Annotated in this window: 22 protein-coding genes; 7 read left to right on the forward strand and 15 right to left on the reverse strand. The window is 72.8% G+C overall.

Features of this window, described 5'->3' with window-relative positions:
- The first annotated feature begins 172 nt into the window (after nt 1-172).
- Nucleotides 173-1204 carry an LLM class F420-dependent oxidoreductase gene (locus AC3X7R_RS02280; RefSeq protein WP_489963930.1) on the forward strand — a complete coding sequence of 344 codons (1032 nt, stop codon included), beginning with the start codon at nt 173-175 and terminating at the stop codon, nt 1202-1204.
- The gene (locus tag AC3X7R_RS02285) at nt 1201-1968 is read left to right on the forward strand and encodes an enoyl-CoA hydratase/isomerase family protein (protein WP_489963931.1); all 768 of its coding nucleotides are present in this window, start codon (nt 1201-1203) and stop codon (nt 1966-1968) included. Before AC3X7R_RS02280 ends, AC3X7R_RS02285 begins: the two co-directional genes overlap by 4 nt.
- Here AC3X7R_RS02285 and AC3X7R_RS02290 read toward each other — a convergent pair.
- From AC3X7R_RS02290 to AC3X7R_RS02310, 5 genes are all read right to left on the reverse strand, one after another.
- Nucleotides 1955-2647 carry a nitroreductase gene (locus tag AC3X7R_RS02290; protein WP_489963932.1) on the reverse strand — a complete coding sequence of 231 codons (693 nt, stop codon included), beginning with the start codon at nt 2645-2647 and terminating at the stop codon, nt 1955-1957. The two genes, AC3X7R_RS02285 and AC3X7R_RS02290, sit on opposite strands and share 14 nt — an antisense overlap.
- The gene (locus AC3X7R_RS02295; RefSeq protein ID WP_489963933.1) at nt 2644-4545 is read right to left on the reverse strand and encodes an AMP-binding protein; all 1902 of its coding nucleotides are present in this window, start codon (nt 4543-4545) and stop codon (nt 2644-2646) included. The genes AC3X7R_RS02290 and AC3X7R_RS02295 overlap by 4 nt, the downstream gene beginning before the upstream one ends.
- 67 nt (nt 4546-4612) lie before the next feature.
- Nucleotides 4613-5578: an NADPH:quinone oxidoreductase family protein gene (locus tag AC3X7R_RS02300; RefSeq protein ID WP_489963934.1), complete on the reverse strand. Its 966-nt coding sequence runs from the start codon at nt 5576-5578 to the stop codon at nt 4613-4615.
- Between the two features lie 16 nt (nt 5579-5594).
- Complete coding sequence (locus AC3X7R_RS02305; protein ID WP_489963935.1) at nt 5595-6962, reverse strand: phosphotransferase family protein; 1368 nt, start codon at nt 6960-6962, stop codon at nt 5595-5597.
- A gap of 8 nt (nt 6963-6970) precedes the next feature.
- Nucleotides 6971-8224: an acyl-CoA dehydrogenase family protein gene (locus AC3X7R_RS02310; RefSeq protein WP_489963936.1), complete on the reverse strand. Its 1254-nt coding sequence runs from the start codon at nt 8222-8224 to the stop codon at nt 6971-6973.
- A 194-nt stretch (nt 8225-8418) separates the two neighbouring features.
- Between AC3X7R_RS02310 and AC3X7R_RS02315 the strand changes: the two genes are divergently transcribed.
- Complete coding sequence (locus AC3X7R_RS02315; RefSeq protein ID WP_489963937.1) at nt 8419-9438, forward strand: LLM class F420-dependent oxidoreductase; 1020 nt, start codon at nt 8419-8421, stop codon at nt 9436-9438.
- Nucleotides 9435-11012 (forward strand): class I adenylate-forming enzyme family protein, encoded by a 1578-nt coding sequence (locus AC3X7R_RS02320; protein WP_489963938.1) that lies wholly within the window; start codon nt 9435-9437, stop codon nt 11010-11012. Before AC3X7R_RS02315 ends, AC3X7R_RS02320 begins: the two co-directional genes overlap by 4 nt.
- 34 nt (nt 11013-11046) lie before the next feature.
- Here the strand turns inward: AC3X7R_RS02320 and AC3X7R_RS02325 are convergent, their stop codons facing one another.
- Genes AC3X7R_RS02325 through AC3X7R_RS02335 form a run of 3 tightly spaced genes read right to left on the reverse strand, consistent with a single transcriptional unit; the run spans nt 11047 to nt 13842 of the window.
- A complete protein-coding gene (locus tag AC3X7R_RS02325; protein WP_489963939.1) occupies nt 11047-11499 on the reverse strand; it encodes a PaaI family thioesterase in 453 nt (150 codons plus the stop codon).
- 1 nt (nt 11500) lies between these two features.
- A complete protein-coding gene (locus tag AC3X7R_RS02330; protein WP_489963940.1) occupies nt 11501-12325 on the reverse strand; it encodes an enoyl-CoA hydratase/isomerase family protein in 825 nt (274 codons plus the stop codon).
- Nucleotides 12322-13842: a class I adenylate-forming enzyme family protein gene (locus AC3X7R_RS02335; protein ID WP_489963941.1), complete on the reverse strand. Its 1521-nt coding sequence runs from the start codon at nt 13840-13842 to the stop codon at nt 12322-12324. The genes AC3X7R_RS02330 and AC3X7R_RS02335 overlap by 4 nt, the downstream gene beginning before the upstream one ends.
- A gap of 113 nt (nt 13843-13955) precedes the next feature.
- Here AC3X7R_RS02335 and AC3X7R_RS02340 point away from each other — a divergent pair, with 113 nt between their 5' ends.
- From AC3X7R_RS02340 to AC3X7R_RS02350, 3 genes are read left to right on the forward strand one after another with little or no spacing between them, the layout of a single operon-like run.
- Nucleotides 13956-14822 (forward strand): 3-hydroxyacyl-CoA dehydrogenase family protein, encoded by an 867-nt coding sequence (locus tag AC3X7R_RS02340; protein WP_489963942.1) that lies wholly within the window; start codon nt 13956-13958, stop codon nt 14820-14822.
- A 2-nt stretch (nt 14823-14824) separates the two neighbouring features.
- The gene (locus AC3X7R_RS02345) at nt 14825-15775 is read left to right on the forward strand and encodes an acyl-CoA thioesterase (RefSeq protein WP_489963943.1); all 951 of its coding nucleotides are present in this window, start codon (nt 14825-14827) and stop codon (nt 15773-15775) included.
- Nucleotides 15775-16152, forward strand: a complete 378-nt coding sequence (locus tag AC3X7R_RS02350) for a nuclear transport factor 2 family protein (protein WP_489963944.1) — start codon at nt 15775-15777, stop codon at nt 16150-16152. The genes AC3X7R_RS02345 and AC3X7R_RS02350 overlap by 1 nt, the downstream gene beginning before the upstream one ends.
- 96 nt (nt 16153-16248) lie before the next feature.
- Here AC3X7R_RS02350 and AC3X7R_RS02355 read toward each other — a convergent pair whose 3' ends face one another.
- From AC3X7R_RS02355 to AC3X7R_RS02385, 7 genes are all read right to left on the reverse strand, one after another.
- On the reverse strand, nt 16249-17412 hold the full coding sequence (locus tag AC3X7R_RS02355; RefSeq protein ID WP_489963945.1) for an acyl-CoA dehydrogenase family protein: 1164 nt from the start codon (nt 17410-17412) through the stop codon (nt 16249-16251).
- A gap of 10 nt (nt 17413-17422) precedes the next feature.
- A complete protein-coding gene (locus AC3X7R_RS02360) occupies nt 17423-18622 on the reverse strand; it encodes a thiolase family protein (protein WP_489963946.1) in 1200 nt (399 codons plus the stop codon).
- Complete coding sequence (locus AC3X7R_RS02365) at nt 18615-19796, reverse strand: CaiB/BaiF CoA transferase family protein (protein ID WP_489963947.1); 1182 nt, start codon at nt 19794-19796, stop codon at nt 18615-18617. The genes AC3X7R_RS02360 and AC3X7R_RS02365 overlap by 8 nt, the downstream gene beginning before the upstream one ends.
- 1 nt (nt 19797) lies before the next feature.
- Complete coding sequence (locus AC3X7R_RS02370; protein ID WP_489963948.1) at nt 19798-20589, reverse strand: enoyl-CoA hydratase/isomerase family protein; 792 nt, start codon at nt 20587-20589, stop codon at nt 19798-19800.
- A 123-nt stretch (nt 20590-20712) separates the two neighbouring features.
- Nucleotides 20713-21375 carry a TetR/AcrR family transcriptional regulator gene (locus AC3X7R_RS02375; RefSeq protein WP_489963949.1) on the reverse strand — a complete coding sequence of 221 codons (663 nt, stop codon included), beginning with the start codon at nt 21373-21375 and terminating at the stop codon, nt 20713-20715.
- 93 nt (nt 21376-21468) lie between these two features.
- The gene (locus tag AC3X7R_RS02380; RefSeq protein ID WP_489963950.1) at nt 21469-23808 is read right to left on the reverse strand and encodes an acyl-CoA dehydrogenase family protein; all 2340 of its coding nucleotides are present in this window, start codon (nt 23806-23808) and stop codon (nt 21469-21471) included.
- Nucleotides 23805-24977, reverse strand: a complete 1173-nt coding sequence (locus AC3X7R_RS02385) for a thiolase family protein (protein WP_489963951.1) — start codon at nt 24975-24977, stop codon at nt 23805-23807. The genes AC3X7R_RS02380 and AC3X7R_RS02385 overlap by 4 nt, the downstream gene beginning before the upstream one ends.
- Nucleotides 24978-25024 lie beyond the last annotated feature (47 nt).

The raw sequence follows: 25024 nt of genomic DNA on the forward strand, positions 1-25024 counted from the left end.
GGTGCCGGACCCCGACTCTGGGAGCACGGAATCCGGCATGATGTAGATCACATGATCAACCAACCGTTTGGTCTCGTCAAGGGTGAGGTGCCAACGCCTCCGCGATGCGCTCAGCACTTGACTACCAACCAAGCGATTGGTAGTTATGAGGGCCCCCGACCTGAGGAGCCGCATGAAGCTCTCCACCCCGCTCGACTACGCCGGAGACCCGCGGGCAGCCGCTGACGCGGTCCGCGACCTGGAGGAGGCCGGACTCGACACCGTCTGGGTCGCCGAGGCCTACGGGTTCGACGCCCCGAGCCTGATGGGCTACCTGGCCGCCAGGACCGAGAACGTCGAGATCGGCTCGGCGATCCTCAACATCTACTCGCGGACGCCGACCGCCCTGGGCCAGACCGCCGCGGGGCTGGACAACGTCAGCGGCGGCCGCACCATCCTGGGGCTGGGCGCCTCCGGGCCGCAGGTGATCGAGGGCTGGCACGGCGTGCCCTACGAGAAGCCGGTCGCCCGGATGCGCGAGGTGGTCGACATCGTCCGCCGCGTGCTGCGTCGCGAGGTGATCGAGCACGACGGCCTGGTCAAGCTGCCCCTGCCCGCGGGCCAGGGCACCGGTCTGGGCAAGCCGCTGAAGCTGCTCAACCGCCCCCAGCGTCCGAGCGTGCCGATCTACATCGCCGCCCTGGGCGCCCGGAGCGTCGAGGCGACGGCGGAGTACGCCGACGGCTGGATCCCCACCATGTTCGTGCCCGAGCGGGCGGGGCGCATCTGGGGTGCAGCCCTGGAGGCCGGCGGTGCCAAGCGGAGCTCGGAGCTCGCTCCGCTCGAGGTCGTCGCCGGAGGACTCGTGGCGGTCGGGGACGACGTGAAGGACTGCCTCGACCTGGCGAGGCCGATGTTCGCCCTCTACATCGGCGGGATGGGCGCCAGGGACAAGAACTTCTACAACGACCTCGTCAGCGACCTCGGCTGGGCCGACGAGGCTAAGGAGATCCAGGATCTCTACCTGTCGGGCCGCAAGAAGGAGGCCGAGGCGGCCGTCCCGCTGGACCTCCTGGAGGCCACGAACCTGGTCGGTCCCGAGGGATACGTCCTCGAGCGGATCGCCGCCTACCGCGAGGCGGGTGTGACGAACCTGCAGATCAAGCCCGCCGGCGCCGACCCGGTCGCGACCGTCCGCCAGATGCGGGAGCTCGTGGACCGATGACGGTGCGGCCGTCGGCGGCGCCGCTGGTGCGGCTCGATGTGGACGGCGACGTCGCCACCGTGACGCTCAACCGCCCGCAGCGGCTCAACGCCCTCCTGCCGGGGAGCTTCTCGGAGCTGCGCGACCACCTCACGCACCTCTCGGAGCGGAGCGACATCGGCTGCCTGGTGGTCACGGGGGCGGGGCGCTCCTTCTGCGCGGGGCTCGACCTCGACGTGATCGAGGCTGCGGCGGAAGTCGACGGCCACGACGCGGCCGAGACCATCGACCTCCTCGAGTCGTTCCCGCACCCGACGATCGCCAAGATCCGCGGGCACTGCCTCACCGGCGGCCTGGAGCTCGCACTCGCGTGCGACCTCCTGGTCTGCGCCGACGACGCCCGGTTCGCCGACACCCACGGGCGGTGGGGGCTGGTGCCGGCGTGGGGGATGTCGGTGCGGCTCCCGGAGCGCGTGGGCCGCGCCCGCGCGCGCGAGCTGAGCTTCACCGGCCGAGTCGTGCTCGGTGCGGCCGCCGCCGCGATCGGCCTGGCGAACAGGAGCGTCCCCCCGGACGAGCTCGACAGCACCGTGCGCGAGCTGACCCGGGAGATCGTGGGGAACTCCCGGGACAGCAACCGCATCTACAAGGCGCTGTACGCCGAGCGCGGCGGCGCCGAGCGCACCCGGGCACTGCGCTTCGAGCGCAGCCTCCCCTACGGACTGCCCGCCGACATGGGCGAGCGTCTGGCGCCGCCCGCCGACGGGACCATCAGTCGGCCCTGAAGTCGACCGCGGCGTCCACCGTGGCACGGGAGGTCCGGAAGGCGTTGGCCGGATGGGCCGGGTCCTCGTAGCCGAAGGAGACGGCGCAGACCGTCATCCTGTCCTCGGCGAGACCGAGGTGCTCACGGACACCGTCGGAGTACATGGCGATCGCGGCCTGCGCCACCGAGGCGAGCCCGAGGGACCGGGCGGCCAGCATCAGCGTCGCCACGTAGCCCCCGCAGTCGATGGCGCCGTAGACGCCCTGGTCACGGTCGGTGGTGATGATCGCGACGTGGGGCGCCCCGAAGAACGAGAAGTTCCGCGCCGCCTGCTCGGCGCGGGCCGCGCGGTCCTCGCGCACGATGCCGAGGCTCTCGTAGAGGGCGAAGCCGCTCTCCTTGCGCCGCTCGTCGTAGACGCCGGAGTACCTGGCGGGGATCTCGAAGTCGGAGCGCGGCGGGTGGGATCCGATGTGGGCCGTCAGCGCCTCGGCGAAGCGGGTGGTGGCGGCACCCGAGGTGACCGTGACCTGCCAGGGCTGGGTGTTGCACCACGAGGCGGTGCGCTGGGCGAGCTCGAAGAGGCGGCGCTGGGTGCTCTCGGGCACCGGGTCGGGAAGGTAGCCGCGACAGCTGTAGCGCTCGTCGAGAAGCTGGGCGAGCCCGTCCTCGAGGTCGTTGCGGGGCACGGTCGTCATGCGTTCTCTCCCTTGATCATCGGCACCACGACAGCGGTGTCGTACCACGTGGAGACGGACTTGAGCAGTCCGTCCTCGACCTCGATGAAGTCGACGGCGGGGAAGGTCAGCCTGGTGCCGTCCAGCTTGACCACCGTCGCGGTGATCTCGGCGGCGAGCAGGTCGCCCGCGGTCAGGACCCGCGTCGGGCGGTCCTCGTGCTCGCCCTCCCGGTACTGCAGGAGGATCGCCTGGTAGAGCTTGACCACCTCGTCCCGGCCCTGGGCCGAGAGCAGGTCGGCGTGACGGATCGTGACGTCGGGGTGGAGCACCGACTCCAGGGTCTGCCAGTCCCGTGAGTTGACGGCCTCGAAGTACCGCGTGAGCAGGGCGCGGTTCGCCTCCTCGCCCGTGGTCGTCGCCCGCGTCGGGGCCGGGGCGCCGACCACCTCGCGGCGCAGCTCCCGGCGCAGGATCTTGCCGTTGGCACTGCGGGGCAGGGCCGAGGCGCCCACCCGGATCTGGGTCGGCACCTTGTAGCCCGCGAGCTGTCCGCGCAGGTGCGCCTCGATCCTCTCGGGGGTGAGGGACTCGTCGTCGGTTACCACGAAGGCGATCGGCGTCTCCCCCCACTTCTCGTGGGGTGCGCCGACGACCGAGCACTCCAGCACGCCGTCGATCTCCTCGAGGACACGCTCGATCTCGGCCGGGAAGACGTTGATGCCGCCGGTGATGATCATGTCCTTGAGCCGGTCGACGATGAAGAGGAAGCCGTCCTCGTCCTGGGTGGCGATGTCCCCGGTGGCCAGCCAGCCGTCGTGCAGGACGCTCGGGTCCGGAGCGCCGTCGCGCCAGTAGCCCGCCATCACGGCAGGGCCGCGCAGCCAGAGCTCCCCGGACTCCCCCGGCGGGCACTCGACGCCGGAGGGGTCGACCACCTTGGCCTCCATCCGCATCATCGGGCGGCCGATGGACCCCGGCTTGCGGTCGATGTCCTCCGGCCGCAGCGCGGTCGCCACGCCCGAGGACTCCGTCAGCCCGTAGCCCTGCGAGAGCAGGATGCCGTGGGCGCGCAGTCGCGCCATCAGCTCCGGGGTCACCATCGCGCCACCGGCCGAGACGGTGGCGAGGCTGTCGACGCGGGTCTTGTCGAGGTCGGGGTGGTTGACGATCGCCTGCCACAGCGCCGGCACCGACATGAAGACCGTGATCCGGTCCTCCTCGAACCGCCGCAGGGCGCGACCGGGGTCGAAGGCTGCGTCGACCACCGTCATGCCGCCGGCCACCATCGTCGCCATCCACGACGCCAGGAGACCGGCCGAGAAGGCCAGCGGGTAGGGCACGTAGGTCCGGGTCTCCCGGGACCAGGCGTCGTTGACGATCCGGTCGTGCGCCATCGCGAAGATGCTCTCGTGGGTGATGACCACGCCCTTGGGGCGCCCCGTCGTGCCGGAGGAGTAGAGGATGACGGCGACGTCGGTGCCGGCGCGGACGGTGCGGGCGCGTGCCGCACCCGGTCCGGGCGGCGCGGCCACCTGGTCGGGCGCCGTCGTGACCACGCCGCAGCGCCCGCGCACGTCGGCGGCCGCCTCGGCATGGGTCCCGTCGTGCAGCAGCAGGGCGGCGCCGGCGTCCGCCAGCTGCTCGGCCATCTCGCGCGGGTGCAGCCGGAAGTTGACGGGCACCAGGATGCCTCCGGCCGCCAGGACGGCGAGGGCGGAGACGCAGAACTGCCGGGAGTTCGCCATCAGCAGCCCGACGCGGTCGCCGGGCGCCACGCCCAGGGCGGCGAGCTCGGCTGCACCGGCGTGTGCGTGTGCGACCAGCTCGCTCCAGGTCAGGTCCCCGTCGTCGTCCCGGACCGCCACGGCTTCGCCGGTGAACCGGGCCCAGTAGGCCGGAGCCTCGAAGATGTCCACGCTTCTCGCCTTTCTCCGTCCCGGCCCCTGCGGGCCGGAAGTCGTCTCTGACAGGGGATGGTGGGAGTCACGTTCCCGGCACGAGGACCGCCTTGCCCACCAGCCGGCGGGCCTCGATCTCGGACAGCACGTGGGAAGCCTGCTCCAGGGCGAAGGCCCGGACCGCGGGCGGGTCCAGCAGCCCGGAGCTGAGGTGCGGCAGGAGCTCGTCCCACTGCCGGGCCTCGTAGCCCTCGCGGGTGGCCGTGTAGGCGCCCAGACCCACGCCGACCACGCTGGTGTTGTTGAGCAGGAGGCGGTTGACCTTGACGGTCGGGATCTCGCCGCCGGCGAAGCCGACCACCGCGACCCGTCCGTCCTCGCGCAGGGCACGGAGGGAGTCGGTGAAACGGTCCCCTCCCACGGGGTCCACGACCACGTCGACCCCTCCCAGCTCCTTCGCCCGGGCGAGGAAGCCGGCGGGTCGGACGCACTCGTCGGCGCCGGCCCGCAGCGCGACGGCCTCCTTCTCGTCGGTGGAGACCACCGCGACGACGAGCCCCGCGCCGAACGCCTTCGCCACCTGGATCGCGGCGCTCCCCACTCCCCCGGCGGCGCCGTGCACCAGCACCCGCTCGCCCGGTCGGAGCGCCGCGCGCACGGTCAGGGCGAAGTGGCAGGTGAGGTAGTTGACCGGCAGGGCGGCGGCCTTCTCGAAGGAGATCCCGTCCGGGAGGGGGAAGACCATGTGCTCCTTGGCGGTGGCGACCTCGGCGTACCCACCCGAGGCCGCGACGGCCGCGACCCGGTCGCCGGCCTGGTGCCGCGATCCCGCCGGCGCCTCGAGGACGGTGCCCGCCACCTCGCCCCCGGGGATGAAGGGGAGGTTGGGCTGGAGCTGGTAGAGCCCCTTGCTCTGCAGCAGCTCGGGGAAGGAGACCCCGGCGGCCGCCACCCGGATCCTCACCTCGTCGGGGGCGCGCTCCGGCTCCTCGACCTCGACCAGCCGCAGGTGCGCGGGGCCCTGCTGGTTGACGATGTGGACTGCTCGCATGGTCTCCTCCGCCATCTCAGGCCGGCCTTGCCAGGTGGCGGGGGTTCGCCACCAGCACCTGGTGGTGGACCGACTTCGTCACGGTCTCCACCACCTCGTCCCACCGGTCGTCGAGCGAGCCGTCGAGGATCGCGGCGGCGAGCTCGGTGTCGTCGCGCAGGCCGAGCCTCGCCAGACGCTGCCGGTGCCCGCCCTCGAAGGCCGGGCCGAGGAGGAGCTCGCGCCGCACCGTCCTGGCGACGTTGGCCGCGACCCGGGCGTGGAAGCCGAGCCGGCCCTCCAGCGCCATCGGGCCGGTGACCAGGTAGTGCTCGAGCGCCCCGGCCAGGTCCGCGGCCGACGGGCGTCCCAGGTCGGCCGGACGCACGAGGCCGTCGTCCGCCAAGGGGTCGGCGACGGTCACCGGCTCCGCCAGCCCCAGGGCGAGGAGCACGTCGAGCTCCTGCTCGCAGGTGCGGCGGCCGATGGCTGCCAGCTCGACCGAGGGGGTGCTGCCGTCCAGGTGCCGCTTCGCCTGCACGCCGCAGCCCACGCCCCACCTGAGGGTGGAGTAGAGCTCCCACCAGTGCAGCTGCTCGGACGTCGGGCGCCAGCCGGCCACGGACTCGTAGGCCGCGAGGAGCTCCTCACGGGTCCCCACTCCGGCGACCGGGAGGGCCGAGCCGAACCGCCAGACCTTCGCGCAGAGCCAGCCCATGTCCATCAACGGATCGCCGACCTGGGCAACCTCCCAGTCGAGCACCGCGGCCAGTCCGTCGGGCCCCACGAGGAGGTTGCCCAGCCGGAAGTCCCCGTGCACCAGGCCGGTCGGGCCCGGCGGGACGGGGTGGTCCCGCAGCCAGCGGAAGGCCAGGGCCAGGCCGGGAGGGGGCACGTCGTGCACCGACTGGTCGAGCAGCTCCCGGAGCGGGTTGCCCGAGGGCTGGGCGAGGCTCGCCGTCCCGGGTCCCAGCGGGGTGCGGTGGAGGGTGGCGAGCGCGGAGCCCAGCTGGGCGGCCAGCCGGGGGCGGACGTCGGCGAAGGCGTCGGAGCGCAGGATCCGCGTCGGCAGCGTCTCGCCGTCCACGTGGTCCATCACCATGTACTCGGCCTCGAGCTCGGCGTCCCATCCCGTCAGGTGGACCCTGGGCACCGGGACGCCCGCCTCCCCGGCCGCCCGCATCGCCACCGCCTCGACGGCCAGCGGGACGGCGCCGTAGCCGGAGCCTCGCGCCAGGCGCAGGATCAGCGGGCGGTCGCCGTGGTCGGCACAGACCGCCCGGAACCGCCACGTCTCCCTGCTCGCGCCGCCGGTGAGGGCGACCAGGTCGTGGACCGCCGTCGCCGCTCCCCACTCACGCCGGAGGATCCGGTGGAGCGCGTCGGAGGTGCTCTGCTCGTTCATGGACACCCTCAGAGGAACCCGAAGAGCTGCCCGGCGACACGGCGGATCTGCATTTCCTCGCTGCCCTCGGTGATGCGGTACCGCCGGTGGTGGCGGTAGATGTGCTCGAAGGGCTCGTGCCGGCTGTAGCCAAGCCCGCCGAAGACCTGCATGGCCTGGTCGGCGGCGTCGCAGGCCAGCCGGTTGCCCCGGTAGTTGCACATGGAGACGAAGTGGCCGACCGAGACCATCGAGCCGCCGGCCGCGTCGACCTCGTCCATCTGCCGGGCAGTGCGGTGGATCAGGCTGGTGAGCGCCTCGGCGTCGGTGTGCAGCTCGACGAGCGGCCACTGGACGGCCTGCCGCGAGGCGAGCGGCCGGCCGAAGGTGACCCGTTCCCGGGCCCGCTCGACCGCCTGGTCGATGCAGAACCGTGCCGCCCCGACGCTGCTGGCGGCCTGCCGGATCCGGTTCTCGTGCACGAAGCTCTGCACCAGGTCGAGGGCCTCGCCCTCCTGGCCGAGGATGGCGCTGTCCGGGACCACGACGTCGTCGAGGGTGAACTCCGCGTGGTCCGACGGCATGTTGAAGGTCCACCAGTAGAAGGGGATGTCCATCCCCGCGGTCCCCCGCGGCACGAGGAACGCCGTCAGCCCCGCGGCGTCTCCCGGGCCGCCGGAGGTGCGTGCCAGGACCACGAAGTGGGTGGCGCTGTGGGCGCCGGAGACCCAGCGCTTGCGCCCGTTGAGGGTCCACGTGTCGCCGTCGCGCACGGCTGTGGTCTCCATCCAGGTGGCGTCGCTGCCGTGGTCGGGCTCGCTCATGGCGAAGGCGAACGCGTGCTCCCCCACGATCGTCGCCTCCATGTGCTCGGCGCACTGCTCCGGGCTGCCGAAGAGGTCGAGCATCTGGATGAAGACGAGGTTGCCGACCACCGAGTGCTCGTTCTGCAGGTCGTTGTGGAGCCCCAGCCCCGCACGGGCGAGATGCTCACGGACGGCGGCCATCTCGACGTTCGTGCCGCCCTGGCCGCCGAGGCGGACCGGCAGGCCGAACCGGTAGAAGCCGGCAGCGTCGGCCCGGCGACGCGCCTCGGCCAGCAGCTCCTCCCACTCCTCGCGAGGGGTGCCGCCCTCCTCGAAGTCCGTGCGCGCCCACTCACGCCGGTGGTCGAAGAAGCGCATGTTGTCCGCCTCGTGCTGCAGCGGCGTGATCTCCTCGTCGATGAATCGGTCCAGCGCGGTCAGGAAGGCGGGCAACCGGTCCTCATCGACGGGGGCCATGAAATTCTCCTCGGGGTGGGGGGTCCGGACTCAACCTAACCGTTCAAACAAACGATTGGAAGGTCTAGGAATCGGTCACCAACCAAACGACTGGTTGTCAGGGTCAGTGACACCCGTCATACTCAGGACGTCCCGCACCGGGCGTCGAGTACGCCCCGCGGACGCCGAGATCCCGAACGAGGAGCTGGACGCACATGGGGCAAGACCTGAAGCTCGGCCTGGGACTGGGCTACTGGGCGAAGCGGCCTGACGACGCCACGGACGCGGTGCTCGCGGCCGAGGAGGTCGGGTTCGACTCGGTGTGGGCCGGCGAGGCCTACGGCTCCGACGCGTTCACCCCGCTGACCTGGTACGCCGCCCGCACCACGCGGATCAAGATCGGCACCTCGATCATCCAGCTCGACGCGCGGACCCCGGCCAACGCGGCGATGGCGGCCATGACCCTCGACGCCCTGAGCCAGGGGCGCCTGATGCTGGGCCTGGGCGTCTCGGGCCCGCAGATCGTCGAGGGGTGGTACGGCCGACCGTTCCCCAAGCCCCTCGCCCGCACCCGCGAGTACGTCGAGATCATGCGGCGGATCTGGGACCGCGAGGAGCCGCTGACGCACGAGGGCGAGTTCTTCCCCCTCCCCTTCCCCGGCGGCACCGGGCTCGGCAAGCCGCTGCGCCTGATCACCGAGCCCTACCGTCCGCGCGTCCCGGTCTACCTCGGCGCCCAGGGGCCCAAGAACGTCGCCCTCGCCGTGGAGATCGGTGACGGCTGGATGCCGGCGTTCGTGCACGTCGACAAGTTCCAGGAGATGTACGGCGACGCCCTCGTCGACCGCCGCCCCGGCCTCGACATCGTGGCCTCCGTCAACACCTTCGTCGACGACGACCTGAAGGCCGCCTTCCGGCGGGCCAAGGAGCCCCTCGCCTGGTACGTGGGCGGCATGGGTGCCAAGGGCGCCAACTTCCACTTCGACGCCGTCACCCGGGCCGGGTTCGGCGACGCCGCGGAACGGATCCAGGAGCTCTTCCTGGCCGGCCGCCGCGACGAGGCCGTCGACGCCGTCCCCGACGAGCTGGTCGACGGCACCTCCCTGATCGGGACCCCGCGCAGGATCAAGGAACGCCTCGAGCGCTGGCAGCGCTCCGAGGTGGACACGGTGGTGATGATGGGCCTGCGGGACCCCGCCGACATCGTCGCCCTGGCGAAGGAGCTGGACCTGTGAGCGCACCCACGACCTCGACCCGCACCGCCGCCGAGCTGCGCTTCCGGCCCGGGGTGGCCGCCTGGATAACCCGCCATGCCGACCGCAAGCCCGACCGACCGGCGATCGTCATGTCGGACCGCGAGCTCTCCTACGCCGAGCTCGACGCCCACGTGTGGCAGGTCGCCGCGGCGCTCCGGCAGCTCGGCGTCTCCCGGGGCGACCGTGTGGTGGTGCTCCACGAGAACCACCCCGAGTTCATGCCGGCGACGCTCGGCATCCTCCGCATCGGCGCGATCTTCGTCCCGCTCAACCTGCGGCTCGCCGCCGCCGAGATGGCCGCGCTCGTCTCCGACAGCGAGCCGGTGGCCCTCATCACCACCAGCAGCCACCGCGAGGAGGCCGCCCTCTTCGCCGCCGCGCACCCGACCCTGACCACCCTCTTCACCGACGAGGTGCCCGACGGGTTCACCGGTCCCGTCCAGGAGTGGCCCGCGCCGGGCGGGGCCGCGGAGCCCTTCGAGGTGGAGGAGTTCGACGACGACGCGGCGGCCGGGCTCTTCTACACCTCCGGCACCACCGGCCTGCCGAAGGGGGCGATCATCACCCACGGCAACATCCGGTCGGTGGCCACCTCCCTGGCCGTCGACATCGGCTTCAACAGCCAGGACCGCCCGCTGATCTCCCTGCCGATCAGCGTCTCGGGGGCGATGCTGGCCGGCGTCCTGCCGTTCCTGCACCTCGGCTGCACCCTCCGGATCCTCGAGGTGGGCACGCCCGAGGCGATCGCCGCCGCGATCCGGGACCACCGGCCCACCTACATGGCCAGCGTGCCGACCGTCTACAAGGCGCTGCTGGACCACCCGGCGTTCGACGACCTCGACCTCACCTGCTTCGAGCGGGTGCTCTCGGCCGCGGCCCCGATGCCGGTCTCGTTGATCGAGCGGTTCCAGGCGCGCGGCCTCACCGTCTTCGTCCAGGGCTACGGCCTGACCGAGTCCTGCGGCTTCTCGACCTACCTGATGCCCGAGGACGCGGTCCGCAAGGCCGGCTCCATCGGCCGGTCGCTGCTCTACAGCGACGTGCGGGTCTTCCAGGGCGACCGGGAGGCCGCCCCCGGCGAGATCGGGGAGCTCCGGGTCTCGGGCCCCTCGATCATGTCCGGCTACTGGAACAGGCCGCAGGAGCGCGCGGTCGTCGACGGGTGGCTGCACACCGGCGACCTCGGGTACGCCGACGAGGAGGGCTACCTCTACGTCACCGGCCGGCTCAAGGACATGATCGTCACCGGCGGCTTCAACGTCTATCCGGCCGAGGTGGAGAACGTCGTCTACCGGCTGCCCGAGGTCGCCGAGGCGGCCGTCATCGGGGTCCCCGACGAGCACTGGGGCGAGCGGGTGGTGGCCGTGGTCCGGCTCCACCCCGGCAGCCGGCTGGACGCGTCCGCCGTCTCCGCGATCTGCGCCGAGAGCCTGGCGGACTACAAGCGTCCCAAGGAGGTCCTGCTGGTGGAGACCCCGTTGCCGGTCAACGCCACGGGCAAGATCGTCAAGGCCCGGATCCGCGAGGCCGTCGCCTCGGGCACCCTGGCCTGAGTCGGGCCCGGACGCCTCCCGGCGTCCGCGGTGATCACGGCAGGCGCAGGGGCGTCCGGCTCATCATCCAGGTGCCGGTCCCGACCACGCAGAGCCGCCCGGCGGCGTCGTAGAGGCGGGCGTGCGGGACGCAGGTGCGGCGTCCGGCCTTGAGGATCTCCACCTCGATGCGCAGCGGGCCGTTGCGCACCGGCGCCAGGTAGCTCAGGCCGAGGTCCCCGGTGACCGAGTCCAGGCCGGTGGTGCCGGTGACGGCGATCCCGGCGGCGACGTCGATCGCGCCCGCCGTGATCGCACCGGAGACGTGCCCGTCGGGGTTGCGGTGCCGGTCGGCGACCTCGACCTCGACCACGGCGCCGGTGGGCAGCAGGCCGACGCAGCGCACGCCGAGCATCCGGTTGACCGGCAGGGTGTTGAACCAGGCGATCAGCGCCTCCTGGGTCGCCGGGTCCGGCGCAGCCTCGGTCCGCTCGTCCTGCGCGGTCACCTCACTGGTCCCGGAACTGCGGGGAGCGCCGCTCGACGAACGCCGAGGTCGCCTCGCGGAAGTCGTCGGTCGAGGTCATCATCACCTGGGTCCGGTTCTCCATCTCGATCATCTGCTCGAGCGTGGCACCGTCGCGGGAGAGGTTGAGCAGGGACTTGGTCATCCGGGTGGTGAACGGCGCCACCTCGCACATCCGCCCGGCGACCTCCAGGGCGGCGTCGAGCCCGGCCCCGGCGGGCACGAGCTGCCCGAGGAGGCCCAGCTCGAGCGCCTCCTCGGCGCCGACGTCCCGGGCGGTGAGGAGCATCTCGGCCGCCTTGTCGAAGCCGATCACCCGCGGCAGCAGCCAGGAGGAGCCCATGTCGCCGCCGGAGACACCGAGCCGCGAGAAGGCCGGGTTGAACTGTGCGGCCGGTTCGCCGATCCGCACGTCGCCGGCACAGGCCACCGAGAGACCCCCACCGGCGGCCACCCCGTGCACCACCGAGATCACCGGCTGCGGGATCCTGCGCAGCTTGAGCACCAGACGGCCCACCGCCTCCTGCAGGGCGTAGGTGCCCTGGGTCCGGCCCACGTCCTCCACCCAGAGCTCGCCCGCGGCGACGGCGTTCAGGTCCATCCCCGCACAGAACGCCCGGCCGGCACCGGCGAGCACCACGACCCGGCAGGAGTAGTCGTAGAGGAGGTCGTCGAGGAGCTCGTGCCAGCGGCGGAGCAACCCGTGGGAGAGCGCGTTGAGCCGGTCGGGGCGGTTGAGGGTCAGGATCGTCACGGGCCCCCGGCGCTCGACGGTGACCGCGTCGACGTCGACCGCCGACCTGCTCACGAGGTCTCCCGGTCGGCCATGTCGGCGCGGAGCTCGCGCTTGAGGATCTTGCCGCTCATGCCGCGCGGCAGCGGCTCCGGCCGCAGGATCAGGCGGCGCGGCTGCTTGTAGCGGGCCAGCTGGTCCTTGGAGAACTCGTTGAGCGCCGCGATGTCGAGGTCGGGGTTGGAGCTCACGACGCACGCGACCGGGGTCTCCCCCCAGGTGGCGTCCGGGACGCCGATCACCGCCACCTCGAGGACGTCGGGGTGCGCCGACAGCACGGCCTCGACCTCGGCGGGGTAGATGTTGATGCCCCCGGAGATGATCATGTCCTTGGAGCGGTCGACGATCCGGAAGTAGCCGTCCTCGTCGACGGTGGCCACGTCCCCGGTGTGCAGCCAGCCGTCCCGGAGGGTGCGGGCGGTGCTCTCGGGGTCGCGCCAGTACTCCTTCATCACGCAGTCGCCCCCGAGGAGCAGCTCGCCGGGCTCGCCCGGGGCCGTCTCGTTGCCGTCGGCGTCGACGACCTTGGCCTCCTGCCCCATCAGCGGGATGCCGACCGAGCCGAGGCGGGCGGTCGCCTCGTGGGCCTGCAGCTCGAGGTTGAGGCCGGAGCCCTCGGTGAGTCCGTAGGCGTTGACCATCCCGACCCCGCGCGACTGGTAGAGCCGGATCAGGTGCTCGGGCACCACCGCGCCGCCGGACTTCACGATCCGCAGGCCGCTGAGGTCGCGCTCGGCGAAGTCGGGCTCGGCGGCCAGCCGCTCGAGGACGAGCGGCACCACCCCGATGAAGGTGACCCCGTGGTGCTCGATGTCGTCGAGCGCACGGGCGGGCTCCAGCTCCCGGCGGATCAGGATCGAGCCGCCGCAGCGCATCAGCGGCACGGCGAAGGAGACCCCGGCGCCGGTGAAGGCCAGCGGGACGGCCACGATCGCGCGGTCGTGGTGGGTGAGGCCGTCGACGGAGATCGCGCTCGCCGCGACCCCCGCCATGTTGCCGTGGGTGAGCACCGCCCCGCGGGAGCGGCCGGTGGTGCCGCTGGTGTAGCAGATCATCGCCGCGTCGGAGTCGCGGATGTCGTCCTCGAGGCGCACCTCGCCGTGCTGGCGCAGCACGTCCAGGGCGCGACCCTGGTCGGGCGGCGTGCCGACGAAGAAGATCCGCGAGGCGCCGACCACCTCCTCCAGGGGACCGAGCACGTCGACGAAGGTGTGGTCGGTGACCACGGCGCCGAGGTCGGCGTCGGTCGCCACCTCGCGCAGCTCCCGTGTGGTGAGCAGCGGGTTGAGCGGCACGAAGACGACGCCGATGCGGGCGCACGCCATCAGCACCTCGAAGTGCTCCGGGGCGTTGCGGATGAGGCACCCGAGCCGGTCCCCCTTGCGCAGCCCCTCGGCCAGCAGACCGGCCGCGATCTCCGCGCAGCTCGACTCCAGACGGCCCCAGGTGACGGTGCCGCCTTCATGGATCAGCGCCGGCCGGTCAGCCCCGAACCGAGCCCAGTAACGAACCCACCCACTCATTCCTGACATGTGGTGAAACTACCAATCGGTTGGTATGTTGTAAACACCTTGGGCGTCCTAGGACGAGCCAAGGCGCCGGCCTCGGCCGGTCATCCGGACCAAACTCGAAGGGGCAGGAACACATGACGATCAACAAGCTGATGGTGGTCGGCGGCGGTGGCCAGATGGGCAACGGCATCGGCCAGGTGGCGGCGGTCGCGGGCCTCGAGGTGACGCTCGTCGACCTCGCCCAGGCCGACCTGGACCGCGGCCTGGGGCGCATCGACAAGAGCCTGGCGCGGATGGTCCGCAAGGGCGAGCTCACCGACTCCGAGGCCAAGGAGGCCCGGGACCGGATCACCACCAGCACCGACCTCGAGGGCACCGCCCGCGAGACCGACCACGCGGTGGAGTCGGTGGCCGAGGACCTGGAGATCAAGAAGGACATCTTCCGCCGGCTCGACGCCCACGCCCGCCCCGAGGTGATCCTCGCCTCCAACACCTCGCAGTTCGCCATCTCGGCGATCGCCAGCGCGACCGACCGCCCCGACCGGGTGATCGGCACCCACTGGTTCAACCCGCCGCCGGTGATGCGGCTGATCGAGATCGTGCGCGGCGTCGAGACCAGCGACGAGACGCTGGAGACGATCCAGCAGCTCGCCGAGCGCTTCGGCAAGGAGACGATCGTCTGCCAGAAGGACACGCAGGGCTTCCTCACCTCGCGCCTCATCATGATCCTGGTGGTCGAGGCGATGCGGATCGTCGAGGAGGGCATCGCCACTCCCGAGGACGTCAACCGCGCCTGCCAGCTCGCCTTCAACCACGCGATGGGCCCCCTGGCCACCGCCGACATGGGCGGTCTGGACACCTTCGTGAAGGCGTCCGAGGCGATGACCCACCACTTCGGTGAGCGCTTCCGCCCCACCCAGGGGCTGCGCGCGCTGGTCAACGCCGGTCACTACGGCTACAAGACCGGGCGCGGCTTCAGCGAGTACGGCGAGGCCCGGTAGGCATGACGTCCTCCCAGGACACCGCGCCCTCCGGGGCCGACCTGTCCGCCGGGACCGCCGCAGGTGACCGCGCCCGCCTGGCCTTCCGCCAGGTGTGCGCGGCCCTGCGGCCCCGGCCGCTCGGCGGCGAGGCGTTCACCGGGGCACCGGTCCCGGTGCAGTGGGGCGTCCCGTACGGCGGCCTGCTGGTGGCGCAGGCTCTCTCGGCCGCCCTGCACGAGACGGCCGCGGACATGTGGCCGCGCAGTCTCCACGCCTACTTCATCGGGGTCGGGCAGGACGACGAGCCGGTGCACCTGCAGGTGACCACGATCAACGAGAGCCGCTCCACCGCCTGGCGGCGGGTCGACGTGACCCAGGACGGCCGCCTCCTGCTGCACGCGGAGGCGATGTTCTCCAAGGATCGCGACGAGGACCGCGCCGGGGGGCCCGGGCACGCCCAGGAGATGCCCCTCGCCCCTCCTCCGGAGCAGCTGAGCAACGTCGGGGAGGAGCTGGCGGCGTACTCCGACACCTTCACGCCGTGGGGCACGGACTCCGCCTTCGACCTGCGCTACGTCGGGACCCCGCCACGGGTGGGCGCGGCGGCGTGGGGCACCGGTCCGGCGACCTCACGCGCCTGGGTCCGAGCCGCCGGCGAGGACCCGGGCGACCCCCGGCTCGCCTACGCGCTGCTCGCCTACGCGAGCGACATGTGCCTGCTCGACCCGTGCCTGCGGCCCTCCGGGCTCTGGTTCGGTGAGGGCTCGGCAGCGGGCCTGACCCTGGACCACAGCATGTGGTTCCATGCCCGGGCACGGGTCGACGACTGGCTGCTCTTCGACCTCCAGTCCCCCGTCCTGCGCGGCGGACGCGGCCTCGCGATCGGCGACGTGCACGCCCGTGACGGCGAGCTGCTCTGCTCGGTCGCCCAGCTCGGCTCCATCCGCCCCCACCTCCGAGGAGACACCTGATGAGCAGCACCACCCAGGACCTGGTCGACCGCTACTTCGACGCCGTCAACCACCACAAGTGGGACGAGCTGGCCGAGCTCTTCCACCCCGAGGTCACCATCCAGCACGGGATGACCCTGAGCACGACCGGCCGGGAGAAGGCGGTCAAGCTGCTCTCCGCGGTCGTGCGCCAGTTCGCCGAGCACGAGGACATCCCCACCCGCACCCTGGTCGACGGCCACGTCGCGGCGATCGAGATCCGGTTCGTCGGCGCCAAGGCCGACGGGACGCCCGTGGAGTTCGACGCCGTCGACTTCATCGACACCGACGGCACCCACGTCACCAAGGTCGCCTCCTGGTACGACACCGCAGCGGTGCTGCCGCTGATCCAGGGCTGACCCGCACCCTCGCCGCACGCACGACGGCCGCACCCGCTCGCTGAGCAGGTGCGGCCGTCGTCGTCCGTGCCGGGTCGGGTCGGGTCGGGTCGGCGCCTAGTAGGAACGCGGCAGGCCGAGACCCGCGACGGCGATCTGGTTGAGCGCCAGCTCCCGGGAGACCGGGGCGGTCCGCAGCAGCCGGACGTAGCCGAAGCGGTCGAAGAGCATCGTCTCGTCGGTGAACCCGCTGCCCCCGAAGGTCTGCAGCGCCGCGTCGGCCGCCATCAGCGCCGCGTCGCACGCCTTGACCTTCGCCATGTTGCAGGCGAGCCCGGCGTTGCCGCCGGCCTCGTAGGCGGCGGCCCCGCGCTCGACGAGCGCCCACGCCGCCTCGAGCTCGATCAGGGCCTCGGCCAGCGGGTGCTGGACGGCCTGGTGCTGCCCGATCGGGACGTCGAAGACCACCCGCTCCTTGGCGTACTCGGCCGCCTTGTTGAGGCACCAGCGGCCGATGCCGACCGCCTGGGCGGCCACGATCAGCCGCTCGGGGTTGAGGCCGTCGAAGAGCGCCCGGCCGCCGTCCCCCGGCTTGCCGATCAGGGCGTCGGCAGGCAGCGGCACGTCGTCGAAGAAGACCGTCCACTGCGACTCCGGCACCCCCACCATCACGTTGACCTGCTGCAGCTGGAGCTGGTCGCAGGGCAGCGGCAGGGTGAAGAGGGAGAAGCCTCCGCTCTCGGAGTCCTTGGCGACGACCAGCATCACGTCGGAGTCGTCGACCGCGGAGATGTAGGTCTTCTGCCCGTTGAGCCGCCACCCGTCGGCCGTGCGGGTGGCCTTGGTGGTCATGTTGGCGGCGTTGGAACCGGCACCCGGCTCGGTGAGGGCGAAGCAGAAGCTCAGCGACCCGTCGGCGATGGCGGGCAGCCACTCGCGCTGCTGCTTCTCCGTGCCGTGCCGGAGCAGGACGGCCCCGGCGATGGCCGTGGAGATGGTGAGCTTGCCGGCGAAGAAGCCGCCGGCGGCCAGCCGCTCCGCCACCAGCAGGAGGTCGCCGATCCGGCCGGCGCCGCCGTACTCGGTGGGCAGCGAGATCGCCGGCAGCCCGGCCTCGCAGACGTCGCGCCACTGCTCCCGGCCGGCCTCGACGTCGTGGTAGGACCGGTGCTGGTACTTGGCACCCAGCGAGAAGGCGAGGTCGGCCAGGGCCGCCCGCTCGTCGTCGCCGATCTCCTCGAAGGTGGGGGTGCCGGCGCCGGACGCGGCGAAGGTCGTCATCGTCGCCTCCTCAGCCGACCTGGACGGCGGCCGCGTCGGCCTGGCCGAGGCCGCCGCAGATCGCCGCGACCCCGCGACCGCCACCCTGCTCGCGCAGGCCACGGGCCAGGGTGAGCAGGATCCGCGCGCCGGAGGCGCCCGGCGGGTGGCCCAGGGCGACGGCGCCGCCGTTGGGGTTCACCTTGTCGAGGATGGCCTTCTCCCGGGCGCGGTCACCCTCGGCGAGCACCCGGACGGAGGTGAGCGGCACGGCCGCGAACGCCTCGTTGATCTCGTAGCTGTCGAGGTCGTCCGGAGACCAGCCGGCCTGCTTGAGCGAGTGGCGGATCGCGTCGGCCGGGGCCACCGGGATCTCGCGGGGCGCCCGGGCGGCGCTGCCGGTCCCGGTCAGCGTCGCGAGCACCTCCAGGCCACGGGCCTCGGCCCAGCTGCGCCGGGCGAGCACCAGGTAGCAGCCGCCGGTGTCCTGCCCCGGCGCGTTGCCGGCGGTGACGATGGGGCCGCCGAAGATGGTCTTGAGGCTGGACAGCCGCTCCAGCGAGGTGTCGGCGCGCGGCCCCTCGTCGCGCTCCAGGCTGCCCTTCTCACCGGCGTACGCCACGACCTCGCCGTCGAAGTAGCCGCGCTCGAGGGCCGCGAAGTAGTTCTGGTGGCTGCGCAGCGCGAACTCGTCGGACTCCTCGCGGGTGATGCCGTGCTCGGCCGCGACCTCGCCGGCGTCGACCGCCACCGGCTTGCCGCCGATGTCGGCGCCGGGCTCGGCCATCGGGTCCTTCAGCTTCGGGCCGCCGCGCTTGATGCCCCACCGGATGTTCGGGTTCATCAGGAACGCGGCACGCCCCATGTTGTCGGCGCCGCCGGCGAGGACGACGTCGCTCTGCCCGCTCTGGATGGCGCGCGAGGCCAGGTGCACCGCGGTCATCGAGGAGCAGCACGCCCGGTCGATGGTCAGGGAGAGCCGGTCCTGCGGGACGCCGGCGCGGAGCATCGCGACCCGGGCCGGGATCGACCCGTCGAGGGCCTCCTCGGCGGGGATCGTCACCCCGTTGTAGACCTCGTCGACGTCCTCGGGCCGGATGCCTGCCGCCTCCATGGCGGCGGTCATCGCGAAGGCCGCCAGGTCGACGCTGGGCACCTCCCGCAGCGCGCCGCCGAACCTGCTGAACGGGGACCTCGCCCCGTTGACCAGCACCACGTCGTTCTCAGTCATCTCGATCTCCTCGCTCATCTGTGGACGGGGTGGCCCAGGCTCGCGCCGAGCTCACCACCTCGTGCGGCAGGTCGAGACCCGCCAGGACCGTCTCGGTGTCCCCGCCCACCTGTGCCGTGGCACGGGTCGGACGGGGCAGGGGGTGGCCCAGCCGGATCGGGTTGGCCACCTGCAGGACGTCGTCGGCCCCCGGGACCGGGACGAACATCTCCCGGGCCGCGAACTGCGCGTCGTCGCGCACCTCCGGGAACTTCAGGACCGGTGACGCGCAGGTCTGGAGCCCATCGAGCGCCTTCACCCACTCCTCGAGGTCCCGGGTGGCGAACAGGTCGGCCAGCTCGCCGATGGCGGCCGGGTCGTGCTGCCGGGCGACCAGGTCGGGACGGTCGAGGGCGTCGACCAGCTCGGCCCAGAACTGCGGCTCGACCGCGGCCACGCTCAGGTAGCGACCGTCGGCGCACCGGTAGACGCGGTACGACGGCCCGACGCCGGTCACCGCCGTCGACTCGGGCCCGGAGGCGTCACCCCCGGCGAGCCAGGAGGAGACGTGCACCCCCATGCCCCAGAGGGCGGCGTCGGCCAGCGCCACCTCGACCCGGTCGCCCTGACCGGTGGTGCGCGCGGCCAGTAGGGCGGCGAGCAGCCCGATGCCCCCCGCGAGCCCGCCGAGCAGGTCGGCGACCTGGATGCCCCCCGGGTGCGGACCGTGCTCGCGGGTGCCCCCGAAGTGCATGGCGCCCGCGTAGGAGAGGTAGTTCATGTCGTGGCCCGCGTCGTGGTCGCGCGGGCCACCGGTGCCGTAGCCGTTGACCGAGCAGTAGACGAGGGCGGGGTTCAACGCCCGCAGCTGCTCGTGGCCGACCCCGAGCCGCTCCGCGACGCCGGGCCGGAACGACTCCAGCACCACGTCGGACTCACGCGCGAGTGCGTGCACGACCGCGACGCCGTGCGGGTCCTTCAGGTCCAGGGCGAGCGACTTCTTGCCGCGGTCGAGGAAGGCGTGGGTGGCGGACGTACCGGCCACCCGGGCCCCGAAGTGCCGGCCCTCCTCCCCCGTCCCGGGGCGCTCCACCTTGACCACGTCGGCACCGAGGTCGGCGAGCATCTGGCTCAGCACCCCGACGGGCAGCATGCGGCTCAGGTCGAGGACCCGCACTCCCTCCAGCGGACCCATGTCAGCGGTGGGTGAACTCGGGGGTGCGCTTCTCCACGAACGCGGAGAAGCCCTCCTTGAAGTCCTCGGACCGCGCCGTCTCGAGGAAGATCTCGCGCTCCGTCACGAGCGCCTCGGCGAGGTCCTCGCGGGTGGCCCGCTTGAGCGCCTGCACGGCGACCCGCGGGTGCCGGGCGATCCGGGTGGCCATAGCCCGCGCCTCGTCGAGCACGGCGCCGGGAGCGCTGATCCTGTTGACCAGTCCCAGCTGCTCGGCCCGGGCGGCGTCGACGACGGTGCCGAGCAGCATCAGCTCCATGGCGACCTGGAGGCCGATCCGCCGCGGGAGGCGCTGGGTGCCGCCGCCCCCGGGGATGAGGCCGAGCTTGACCTCGGGCAGCCCGAACTTCGCCCGGGGATCGCTGAGGATGATGTCGGCGGTGAGGGCGATCTCGAGTCCGCCGCCGACCGCGCTGGCCTGCACCGCGGCGATGACCGGCTGCGGCAGGTCGGCCCAGGACGCCAGGACGCCGCCGGCCCAGGCTCCGTGCTTCTCCATCCCGCCGGGCTCGCCCTGCAGCCGCTCGAACTCGCTGATGTCGGCCCCGGCCATGAAGGCCTTCTCGCCGCCGCCGGTCAGCACGACCGCCCGCACCGACTCGTCGCTCCGGAGACGGGCCGCCACGTCGCCCAGACCCTGGAGGACCTCCTGGCCCATGGCGTTGACGGGCGGGCTGTCCACGAGGACCACGGCGACGCCGTCGGTCAGCGTCACGGACACCGGTCCGTGGGTCTCGGTCGCGACTTCACTCACTGCTTGCCTCCGGTCCCGGCGTCGGCGGAGTAGGCCGACGCCTGCTGTCTGTGAGACCGAGGCTATGTCTGGCGACGGCTGGTGTCAACCAACCGTTTGATTAGTTAAGGTGCCCGTCGGGAATCAGTCCCGCTGCACGTCCGTGGGGCACATCAGGCTCGCCATCGCGTACTCCGAGAGCTTGGTGACGACCTCGTCGACCGTGAGGGACCCGCCGGGGTGGAACCAGTAGGAGATCCAGTTGGTCATCCCGAAGACCGCGCGGGCCGCGAACGCCGGGTCGACGCCGTCGCGCAGCTCGCCGCGCTCCAGGGCCGCCGCGACCAACCCGCGGAACTCGGCGTCGTAGGCGTCCTGGGTCTTGCGGATCTCCTTGGCCCGCTCGGGACTCAGCGCCCTGAAGTCGCGCACGAAGACCTCGGAGAAGGTCGGGTTCCACATCGCCTCGCGCATGTGCCCCTGGATGAACGAGCGGATCGCCGCCACCGGGTCCTCGATCTCGCGCCACCCGGAGTTCCCCTGGGTGATGTGGTCGTGGTTGCGCTTGATGATGGCGAAGAGGAGGTCCTCCTTCGTGTCGATGTAGTGGTAGAGGCTGCCCTTGAGGATGCCGATCTCATCGGCGATCTGCTGGAGGCTGGTCGCGTCGTAGCCGTTGGTGCGGAAGATCTCCGCAGCGGCGGTGATCAGCATCTCGTAGCGGTCGAACCGGCGGGCGGTCTTGCCCCCCTCCGCCTGCTCGCTGCCGTCGCTGCCGTCCTGGGGGAGCGCTCGTCGCTTCGCCATGGTCTCTCCGTCGTCTGTGCGCCGCGGCGCCGGTTGCTGTGCTCTGCTTGCGGACTGATTATGTGCGCCACACGGCGCCGGCTCCGCAACGCCTCACCCACGCGGGAGGCCCAATGCCCTCTCGCCGATCAGGTTGCGCAGGATGTTGTCGGTGCCACCCGCGATCGAGAACGCCTCGGCCGCCAGCACCCTGTCCAGCATCTCTCGCACCTGCACATCCCGTTCCGGGTCCCAGGCGGCCGCGCTCCCGGCCAGCAGCTCGGCGGCCAGGTGGGCGGCTCCCTGCACGGCCCGGGTCATCAGCAGCTTGGCCACCGAGCCCGCCTCGGCGGGCGGTCCCGCAGCGTCGGCCCCGGAGGCCAGCCGGTCGACGTAGGCGCGCAGGCGCCGCTCGCGCAGCACCTGCTCGGCCAGCATCGTCCGCACCGACGGGTCGTCCGCGATCCCGGCGCGCTCCGCGGCGTGGACGAGGTCGGCGAGGACCACCCGGCGCACGGCGGTGCTCCCGAGGGCCTGCCGCTCGTGCTGCAGGACGAGGCGAGCCACCCGCCACCCGTCGTGCAGCCCCCCGAGGAGAGCGCTGCGGGGCACCCGCACCTGGTCGAGGAAGACCTCGTTGAACTCGGTCTCCCCGGTGATCTGGCGCAGCGGGCGCACCTCGACGCCGGGGGCGTCCATCGGCACCAGGAACATCGAGAGCCCCGCGTGCTTGGGCGCGGCGGGATCCGTGCGGGCCAGCAGGAGCGCGAGGTCGCACAGGTGGGCGTTGGAGGTCCACACCTTCTGCCCGGTGACCACGAAGTCGTCACCGTCGGCCACGGCGCGGGTGCTGGCGGCGGCCATGTCCGACCCGGAGCCCGGCTCGGAGAAGAGCTCGCACCAGACCTCGTCCCCACGCAGCAGCGGGGGCAGGTAGCGCCGGCGCTGCGCCTCGTCGCCGAGGGCCAGGATCGCGGGTCCGATCATGCCGGTGCCGATCCGGAAGAGCTTGTCCTCCCCCGCCCCGGTCCGGACGGTCTCCTCGAAGAACGCCTCCTCGAACTCGGGGCCGAGGCCGGCCCCGCCGTACTCGACGGGGTAGGTGAGGCCGGAGAAGCCGGCCGCCTGCAGCGCGGCCTGGTGGCGACGGGCGGCGTCCACCCCCTCGTGGGTCGTGCTGGGCGGGCCCGGCCTGGTCTCGGGGGCCTCGCCCGCGGCGACCGCCTGGACGAGCCACTCCCGGGCGCGCAGGCGGAAGCGGTCCAGCTCGGTCGGCTGCCGCGACGCGGGCGCCGCCGCGGCCTCCTCGGCCTCCTCGCTCCTCGGCGCGTCGAGCTCGTGCGGCAGCGCCAGCTCCAGCAGGCGAGCCAGACGCGACGCCCGCGGACCGGACTGCCCGCGGGCCACGATCGCCCGCCGGTGGAAGAGGTGCGCGTCGTGCTCCCAGGTGAAGCCGATGCCCCCGTGCAGCTGGATCGCCCGGTGCGTGGTGCGGAAGAGCGCGTCCTCGACGACCAGGCCGGCGGCGAGCACCTCCGGGGAGTCCGCGCTCGTCGTGGGGTCCTCGTGGGCGGCGCGGACCGCCTCCGCGGCGACGGCGGCCGCGGCCTCGCCGTCCACGTGCAGCTCGGCGAGGTCGTGCTTGACCGCCTGGAACGAGGCGATCGTCCGTCCGAACTGCTCCCGCGTGGCGGCGTACGCCGTGGTGAGGGCGTGGACGGCACGCAGGGAGCCGACTCCCTCGGCCGCCCGGAGGACGGCGTCCAGCGTCCGGGCACGGCCGACGCGGAGCGACACCTCGGACGCCGGGAGCTCGACCCGCACGGCCGGCGTGGACCGCAGCCCGAGCAGGCCGCTGCACCGGGTGAGGTCCAGGTGCCCGGAGGGCTGCCGGGGGTCCAGCGCCGCGGCCTCGACCAGGAAGAGGCAGGTCCCGCTCCCGTCGTCCGCGCTCACCAGCAGGGCGTCGCAGGAGTCGAGGAGCTCGACCGGACGGGGCGCGGCGTCGAGGAGCCACCCGCCCGACGGGGCGGGGACGGCCCGGGCCCACTCCCGCGGGAGGACGACCGCGAGCACCTCCTCACCGGCGGCCACCCGCTCCAGCCGGGGCGCCTCGGCCGCGACGCCCTCGAGCAGCACCCCGGCCAGCCAGGCGTGGAGGTAGGGGCCTCCGTAGAGGACCCGCCCGGCCGCCTCGGCGACCAGGGCGGCCTCCTCGACCCCGGCCTCCAGCCCGTCGTGCGCCGGGCCGAGCAGGAGCCGGGCGCCGCCGAGCTCCTGGCAGAAGCGGCGCCACAGCGACCGGTCGAACGCCGGGCCGTCCTCGAGGTGGGGGCGCAGGGCGGAGAGCGGCGCCTCGGTGTCGAAGAACGCCCTCGCGGCCGCCGCGATCCCGGCGCGGACGTCGTCGACCGCCCCGGCCGTGCCGCCCCGGGGGCCGTGCTGGCCGCTCACAGGCGCTGGATCAGGGTCGCCGTCCCGAAACCGCCCCCGCAGCACATGGTGACCAGGCCGACCTCCTTGTCCGCGCGCTCCAGCTCGTGCAGGAGGGTGGTGAGCAGCCGGGCACCGCTGGCGCCGAGCGGGTGGCCCAGCGCGATGGCGCCGCCGTTGACGTTGACCCGGTCCCGCTCGGGCTTGAGCTCGCGCTCCCAGGCGAGCACGATCGGGGCGAAGGCCTCGTTGACCTCGAAGAGGTCGATGTCGGCGATCGACATGCGGTTGCGCTCGAGGATGCGGCGGGTGGCCGGGATCGGCCCCTCGAGCATCATCACCGGGTCGCAGCCGACGGTGATGGCGTCGAGCACCCGGGCGCGCGGGCGGAGGCCGAGCGCCTCTGCCCGGCCCCGCTCGGCAACCAGGACCGCGGCCGCCCCGTCGGAGATCTGGGAGGAGCTGCCGGCGGTGATCCGGCCCTCCTCGCGGAAGACGGGGCGGAGCGAGGCGAGTCCCTCGACGGTGGTCCCGGGGCGGATCCCCTGGTCCTGGGTGACCTCCCCCGCGGCGGTCGAGACCCCGACGATCTCCCGGTCGAACCTGCCCTCGGCCTGCGCCTGGGCCGCGAGCCGGTGCGACCGCGCGGAGTACTCGTCCATCGCCTCGCGGGTGACGTGGTACTTCTCCGCGACCCGCTCGGCGGCCTCGCCCTGGCCGACCAGGGCGTGGTGGGCCATCAGCTCGGGGGTGAACGGGTTGCCGTACCGCTGCTGGATGTCCGGGCCGGCGGAGAAGGGAATCCTGCCCATGTGCTCGACGCCGGCCCCCATCATCACGTCCGCGGCACCGGCGGCCACCGCGGCCGCGGCCATGTTGACCGCCTGCTGGGAGGAGCCGCAGGCCCGGTCGACCGTGGTGGCCGGGGTCTCCACCGGGAGGCCCTCGTGGAGCCAGGCGTTCCGCGCGACGTTGGCGGACTGCACCCCGAAGGGCTGACCGCATCCCGCGGCGACGTCGTCGACGTCGGCGGGGTCGATCCCGGCACCCTCGAGCGCCGAGGTGTAGGCACGGCCGAGCAGCGCCACCGGGTGCTCGTCGCGGAAGACGCCCTTCTCCGGGTGGCCCTTGCCGATGGGGGTGCGGGTGGCGGAGACGATGACCGCCTCGCGTCCGGTGAGTCCTGTCATGGTGTGGTCCTCTGCTCGTTGCCGTGCTCGGTGGGGGTGCGGGAGGG

Source organism: Nocardioides sp. Z22_16 (assembly GCF_058134365.1).

Bases quoted from the DNA above. Each gene is read 5' to 3' on its own strand.
- AC3X7R_RS02345 (WP_489963943.1), top strand. From the start codon at position 14,825: ATGACGTCCTCCCAGGACACCGCGCCCTCCGGGGCCGACCTGTCCGCC.
- AC3X7R_RS02310 (WP_489963936.1), bottom strand. From the start codon at position 8,224: ATGGCCCCCGTCGATGAGGACCGGTTGCCCGCCTTCCTGACCGCGCTG.
- AC3X7R_RS02350 (WP_489963944.1), top strand. From the start codon at position 15,775: ATGAGCAGCACCACCCAGGACCTGGTCGACCGCTACTTCGACGCCGTC.
- AC3X7R_RS02290 (WP_489963932.1), bottom strand. From the start codon at position 2,647: ATGACGACCGTGCCCCGCAACGACCTCGAGGACGGGCTCGCCCAGCTT.
- AC3X7R_RS02315 (WP_489963937.1), top strand. From the start codon at position 8,419: ATGGGGCAAGACCTGAAGCTCGGCCTGGGACTGGGCTACTGGGCGAAG.
- AC3X7R_RS02375 (WP_489963949.1), bottom strand. From the start codon at position 21,375: ATGGCGAAGCGACGAGCGCTCCCCCAGGACGGCAGCGACGGCAGCGAG.
- AC3X7R_RS02335 (WP_489963941.1), bottom strand. From the start codon at position 13,842: ATGTCAGGAATGAGTGGGTGGGTTCGTTACTGGGCTCGGTTCGGGGCT.
- AC3X7R_RS02300 (WP_489963934.1), bottom strand. From the start codon at position 5,578: ATGCGAGCAGTCCACATCGTCAACCAGCAGGGCCCCGCGCACCTGCGG.
- AC3X7R_RS02355 (WP_489963945.1), bottom strand. From the start codon at position 17,412: ATGACGACCTTCGCCGCGTCCGGCGCCGGCACCCCCACCTTCGAGGAG.
- AC3X7R_RS02285 (WP_489963931.1), top strand. From the start codon at position 1,201: ATGACGGTGCGGCCGTCGGCGGCGCCGCTGGTGCGGCTCGATGTGGAC.
- AC3X7R_RS02340 (WP_489963942.1), top strand. From the start codon at position 13,956: ATGACGATCAACAAGCTGATGGTGGTCGGCGGCGGTGGCCAGATGGGC.
- AC3X7R_RS02305 (WP_489963935.1), bottom strand. From the start codon at position 6,962: ATGAACGAGCAGAGCACCTCCGACGCGCTCCACCGGATCCTCCGGCGT.
- AC3X7R_RS02280 (WP_489963930.1), top strand. From the start codon at position 173: ATGAAGCTCTCCACCCCGCTCGACTACGCCGGAGACCCGCGGGCAGCC.
- AC3X7R_RS02365 (WP_489963947.1), bottom strand. From the start codon at position 19,796: ATGGGTCCGCTGGAGGGAGTGCGGGTCCTCGACCTGAGCCGCATGCTG.
- AC3X7R_RS02385 (WP_489963951.1), bottom strand. From the start codon at position 24,977: ATGACAGGACTCACCGGACGCGAGGCGGTCATCGTCTCCGCCACCCGC.
- AC3X7R_RS02360 (WP_489963946.1), bottom strand. From the start codon at position 18,622: ATGACTGAGAACGACGTGGTGCTGGTCAACGGGGCGAGGTCCCCGTTC.